At 68.5% G+C, this 3,850-nt stretch carries 3 protein-coding genes and 1 pseudogene; 2 read left to right on the top strand and 2 right to left on the bottom strand.

Going from position 1 to position 3,850, the window contains the following annotated elements; genetic code table 11:
- A pseudogene (locus ACWC91_RS41250) lies at window positions 1–261 on the bottom strand (DNA-directed RNA polymerase subunit alpha); the annotation flags it as partial.
- 218 nt (window positions 262–479) lie between these two features.
- Here ACWC91_RS41250 and ACWC91_RS41255 point away from each other — a divergent pair.
- The gene (locus tag ACWC91_RS41255) at window positions 480–701 is read left to right on the top strand and encodes a CarD family transcriptional regulator (protein ID WP_225076562.1); all 222 of its coding nucleotides are present in this window, start codon (window positions 480–482) and stop codon (window positions 699–701) included.
- A gap of 407 nt (window positions 702–1,108) precedes the next feature.
- Here the strand turns inward: ACWC91_RS41255 and ACWC91_RS41260 are convergent, their stop codons facing one another.
- Window positions 1,109–2,413 (bottom strand): hypothetical protein, encoded by a 1,305-nt coding sequence (locus ACWC91_RS41260; RefSeq protein ID WP_450644970.1) that lies wholly within the window; start codon window positions 2,411–2,413, stop codon window positions 1,109–1,111.
- Between the two features lie 1,124 nt (window positions 2,414–3,537).
- On the opposite strand from ACWC91_RS41260, the gene ACWC91_RS41265 reads away from it, so the two are divergent.
- Window positions 3,538–3,759, top strand: coding sequence for a hypothetical protein (locus tag ACWC91_RS41265; RefSeq protein WP_450644972.1), 222 nt, complete (start codon window positions 3,538–3,540; stop codon window positions 3,757–3,759).
- The last annotated feature ends 91 nt before the right edge of the window (window positions 3,760–3,850 follow it).

Below are 3,850 nucleotides of genomic sequence, written 5' to 3' on the forward strand. Positions count from 1 at the left end.
CGAGGAGACGACCAGCTGCTTGATGTTGAGGATCAGGTCGGTGACGTCCTCCTTGACGCCCGGCACGGTGGTGAACTCGTGCAGGACGCCGTCGACGCGGATGCTGGTGACAGCAGAACCGGGGATCGACGACAGGAGGGTGCGACGGAGGGAGTTGCCGAGGGTGTAGCCGAAGCCCGGCTCCAGCGGCTCGATCACGAACCGGGAGCGGAACTCGTCGACGACCTCTTCGGTCAGTGACGGACGCTGAGCGATCAGCACGAGGTATTGCCTCCAGTGTGTGGCGCCCGCTATGTGACGCCGTAGACACCACGAAGACTACGGGCGGTTCGGCCTCGGAGGAGGCCGAACCGCCCGGCCCCACCCGTCTGCCGACCGGTCGGCGGGCTCGGCTCTTGCTGGAGTGGAGCCCAGCGATCAGCTACTCCCGCCCCTGGGAGTCAGCCACCAGCGCGGTTCTTGGGCGCATACTGGGGACGATGACAAAGCCTGCTGCACCGAAGCGTCATTTGCCTACCAGCCCCTTCAAGCCCCCGGCCACGCCCGCTCCCAAGCACTTCGCCGTGGGCGACCAGGTCACACACGACATGTACGGCCTCGGCCGAGTGATCGGCATCGAGGACGGGATCGCGGCGCTCGTGGATTTCGGCTCGGCGCAAATGCGGATCTTGAGCCCGTACGCCAAGATGACCAAGCTGTAGGACCGCTGTGCCCGGTCACGGCACGCCAGGCCCCTTCGGGGGCCTGCAACGAAAGCGAGACCTCTCATCGATCTGACGTCGCTGTTCTCCGCCCTGGAAGGGCAATCCCGCCGCGCCACTCCGGCATCGCCGCCCCCGGCGACAAACCCCTTCCAAGCCCCGGACTTCGGGGAAGACGAGACCTTCCTGCTGGAGGAGGTGCAGGAGCCCGCCCGGGGCACGCGTGGCGCGCAGCCCAAGGCGGCTTAGCTCCCACGAGTGCGGTGGCGTGACGGGGGCTTCGGGTGCATCGCCGCTGTCGCCGGCCGGGCACTCCAGTGGTACGGCCCGGAAGCCGGCGCGCGGGCTCGGTTCCGAGTGCGGAGGCCCTGTGGAGTACTCCACAGGGCCTCCGTTTCGTCCACCGGTCAGACGGTGTCTGCGGCCTTGCGGCGGCGTACGGCGAGAACCGCTCCGGCGCCGAGTGCGACGGTGACGGCGCTCGCCAGAGCGAGCGGCGTCATCGCGGAGGACGTACCGGTCGCGGCGAGGCTGCCGTCGGCGTCGGTTTCGGTGGCCGTCACCTGCACCGCGTCCTTGGACGCGCCGCCCTGCGCCGAGGGACCCGCGTCCGTGCCGGGCTTCGCAGCGTCCGGCCGCTTGTCATCGTCCTCGCCGGGCCGGCCGGGCTCGGCTTCGTCGGCCGGGCCGGTCTTGCTGCCCGCGGGCAGCAGTTCGAAGTCGTAGCGCTTCATCGGGCCCAGGACGCAGGGGTTGTACGCGTCGGAGGCGTCACCGGCCAACAGGGCGAAGGCGTCGGCGGCCTGGGCCGCGGAGTCGACCTTCATCCGCAGCTTCACGTCGCTCTGCTCGCCCGGCTTCATGGTGTCGATGTGCGCGATGTACTCGGGTTCGTCGCCGTTGAGGGCCTGCCAGCCCGAGCCGTTGGACCATTCCACCTCCAAGTGGCTCTTCTCACCGCGCTGTTCGCCGGCCACATGGAAGAACACCAGGGGGTCCACTGTCAGCGTGCGCTCGGTTCCGTTGGTCACGCGCAGGGTGAAATCGACGGTGGTCCCGGCGACGACCTTGGCCGGCAGCCCCACCGCGAGCGAGGTCAGCCCGTCCTCACGGACGCACTCCTTGGCGGTGGCGAGTGCTTCTTCGGCGGCCTTCTTGGCCTCGAGGGCCTTCGTGGGAGCGTCCTGGACCAGGCTGTACTCCCGGAAGGCTGCCACCCTGGCGTCGTCCAGCGCGGTGTGGGCCTCCTTGGCCGCGGCGTCGGCCTCCTGCTTGGCCTCGACCGCCTTCGCCAGATCGCCCTTGGCGGCTTCGAGGGCTTGCTGCGCCTCGGCCTTCTCGGCGTCACCCGGGGCCGCGTCCAGCTTGGCCTCGGCGTCCGCGACGGCCTTCTCAGCCGCCTCCTTGGCGCCGGCCGCCTCCTTGGCCGCCTTGTCCGCGGCGATCGTGGCCGCCTTGAGCGGGTGCGTGTCGGAGTCCAGGGAGTCCAGGGCGGCCTTGAGCTTCTTCTGCCCTTCCTCCTTGGCGATGACGGCTTCCTCGTAGGCCTTCTGCGCGTCGGCGGCGGCCTTCACCAGTTCCGCGTACGTCGGCCGGTTCTGCGTCTGTGCCGCGGAGGTCCCGGCGGCGAGAGCCGGAGTGGCGGCGAAGAGCACAACGTGCGTGGATGCCGCGACGGCGACGGCCACGGCGAGGGAGCGGCAAAATTTCACGGACGGCCTTTCTTGGTCGGAGACAAAGGAGAAACGGCCGCCGAAAAGCACACACAGGGCAGCCTGGATACCGGGCGAGTGTATAGGCCAAGTAAAGAGTGAGGGGTGCTTTTTTCGCACCACGCTTCCCCATGAAGGAAATCACCACGGATGAAAGGGGCGAACGAGGATGGTTGCTCAGGACGCCCGCATTTCTCTGTGACTTAGATCACTGTCGCGCAGGCGGCGTCCCGGGCGTCTGGCGCTGCGTCCGGGCCGTCGGACCGTCACGCTCCGCCTCCGGCCAGAGCAGGCGAGCGCTGACGGGCCATGGCAGCCACCCACGCCGGCGGGCGGATCCGTACGAGTACGGATTTCGACGCCGAATCGTGGAGCTTTCTCGCTGACGCCGCCCATGAGCCGGAGAACAAGCGTGCCGTGGCGCACGGGAATGGATTTCTCCCAGGAATTCCAAGGGCTGCTGCTCGGAGCGTTCAGGAGCGCGGCTTTTCCTGTCCTTCCCGACGGCGTGGACGGCTGTAGGGCTCCGCGCGTTCGCCGACGGGCCTCCATTCCAACGCCCTTGCACAGCACAACCTTTGCCATGACCGGGCCGTCCTACAGCGGAAACGATCACTCTGTGCGGACGTTCTCAGGGTCGTCGTCACGGGGTGGTCTCCGTACAAAAGGTCACTGCCACGATCGGGTTCCGCAACCTGGGTCCCGCCTGGTTCGCCAACATCGGCAGCGGTGACGCGGTCGGCACGATCACCCTGGCGGTGCCCACGGGCACCACGGTCGTCTCGGCGCCGGAGAACTGCCGGGCGGAGGGATCCGGCACGTACCGTGCGAACTCCGGCACTGGGCCACCCCCGAGGACCGGATCCAGTTCCCCTTCGAACTGCGCATCGACCGGTGATCCCGAACGCCACCGGCGCCGTCACGCTCCACACCTCCGCGCGGCAGGCCCAGTACGACCCCCAGCCGCACAACGTCCACGCCGAACTGGTGGTCAACGCCACCAAGTGACCTTCCCCGCGGCCCGAACCGGCCCCCCGGTCCGCACTGTGGCCGGCGGGGGACGGTCTTTCACCGCTTCTGGCAGTCGCCCGTGACCAGGTGATGGCAGATCTTACGATCAGCCCATGACGAGCTCTCCGGAGTACTGGACCGTGCGCCACTTCTCACAGGCCAACCCCGCTGGGCCGGGGTGTGACAACGTCCCGGCGCTCCTGCGAAGGCTGGCCGATTCCATCGAGGCGCTGGGCCCTGTCGAGATTCAGGACGTCGTCATCGAATCGGAGATGACCGAGCACGGCCCTTGGCGCTCGGGGACCGTCTACTTCCACCTGCCCGAGGACGGCTAGCCTCGCTGTTTCGGTTGGCGTCGGCTGATCTGGGGTGATCCATGTGCCGGGGGGCGCGGGGCTGCCGTCGGATGTTGGGCATGGCGGGGTC

The sequence above is a fragment of the Streptomyces sp. NPDC001204 genome (assembly GCF_053598035.1).

What these genes read in the sequence shown, in the direction of transcription:
- ACWC91_RS41255 (WP_225076562.1), top strand. Translation starts at nt 480, where the DNA reads ATGACAAAGCCTGCTGCACCGAAGCGTCATTTGCCTACCAGCCCCTTC.
- ACWC91_RS41265 (WP_450644972.1), top strand. Translation starts at nt 3,538, where the DNA reads ATGACGAGCTCTCCGGAGTACTGGACCGTGCGCCACTTCTCACAGGCC.